1 protein-coding gene is annotated in these 1,600 nt (G+C 55.6%); it reads right to left on the reverse strand.

Annotated features, from left to right (window positions below; all coding sequences use genetic code 11):
- Window positions 1-1,516 (reverse strand): IS5 family transposase (locus CJZ98_RS17665; RefSeq protein WP_108723336.1); only part of this gene is annotated, 1,516 nt, incomplete at its 3' end.
- Window positions 1,517-1,600: the final 84 nt, after the last annotated feature.

Here is a 1,600-nt window from a genome sequence, read left to right on the forward strand (position 1 = left end):
TCTCAACGCTTGATGGCAGTTTGTTGCGCCTCAGAGCTACAAGCTGGCTGCTCAGAATCTGCAGCCAGAAGGCAAACAAGGCAAAAAGAAGCTGGAGCAGCTTCTCCAGGTTCATCGCCAGGATCGCCATGGCAATGGCTGAACCCTGTGTCGCCGCAAGCTTCTCGCGGATTAGCCCCAAGCCGAATCTGCGTTTCCCCTGGCCAATCTTGCCTTCTACCGCATTGCGTTGACGTTGGTCATCAGCAAATTGTCTCCTCGCTTCTGCCACGAGCTCTGGATCATTCTTGGGGCGACCAAGGCGAGGGCCGCTCAGGCGGATTCCATGGCGCTGGCAGAAGGCTCGATTGGCACGGGTCCGATAAATCTGATCGGCACAGATAACTTCTGGATAATGGCCATGACGGCGGCGATAGGCTCGTGCCTGCGCTTTCAGATCTTCTCCTTCGTTGTAGGGGTCATGGCTCAGACGATCCAGAAAGGTAAAGCCAGCGCTTGTCACCGACAGAGAGATCTTGGCCCCGAACTCAACGTTACAACGCGCCTTGCCGCGCACGATCGGCCTGATATGAGCCTGATACAAGCTGACGATCCTGTGGGGGATACTTCTGCTATCTGAGTGGTAGAGAATTCGCTGTTGCCTGACCAGTTCGCTGACCACTAGAAGCTTCTGGTACCAGTGCCGACCAGCTGCCAGGAGGCTTGCGCCGCAGTTGATCAGGGCGTCGATGCTGGCAAGATTGCGATCCAGATGGCCAATTTGCTGCTTGACGGCTTTGCGGATCTTGCTAATGCGAGGCCTCTTCTTCTTGGCCACCGCAAGAAACTGCTGCCTGGCCTTCTTCCGGTGTGTGCGAGGCTTGGGCCCAAAGACCTCCCTGACCGGAGGGTGCATCGCGTCAATCAATTTCTCGGTGACTTCACGTGCTTCATTGAGAAGGGATAGATCAGTCGGATGCCGGATATCAGCTGGTGCGCATGTGGCATCAATCAGCAGGGAACCCTGGTTGCTCACCGCTTTGGTCGTCGGCCCCTGTTGAGCGGCACTGCTGGCTGAGCCGCCATCCTGGTCACCATCATCATGGTCCTCGGCTGTCTCTGATTGAATGGCAGACAAGCCATGACGAACAATCCGCTCGTTGCAGTCATTGATCACAGCTTCCGGCAACCGCTTGCGGAAATACACCATCATCGATGGATCAAACGGGGCCGAATCCTGAAAGGCCTTCAAGCCAATGAAATACTGAAGATAGGGATTCTCCTTGATCTGCTCAACCAGCTCTTCATCCGTGAGCCCTAATCGGGCCTTGATGATCAGTGCGCCAAGTGCCATTTGAAATGGCTTGGCGGGGGCGCCGAATCCCCTGCAGAACTGTGATGCGTAGTCATCCTCCAGCTCATCCCATGGGATCAGCGCGTGCAGCTTGATCCAGCGATTGTTGCCTGAGAGTTTGCCGCCAAACGGCAGGAAGAAGTCTTCAAACGAGAGCTGATGACGAGGCTCACGTCGGTACATGTGGAAAACTTTGGTCGGCAATTTGGCCGTAACAGGCCGATTTGCGCACATTTTACCGGCAGAAGCTGCTCAGATCCATTGCGG

Origin of the sequence: Vulcanococcus limneticus LL, from assembly GCF_002252705.1 — a bacterium.
Taxonomy (GTDB): domain Bacteria; phylum Cyanobacteriota; class Cyanobacteriia; order PCC-6307; family Cyanobiaceae; genus Vulcanococcus; species Vulcanococcus limneticus.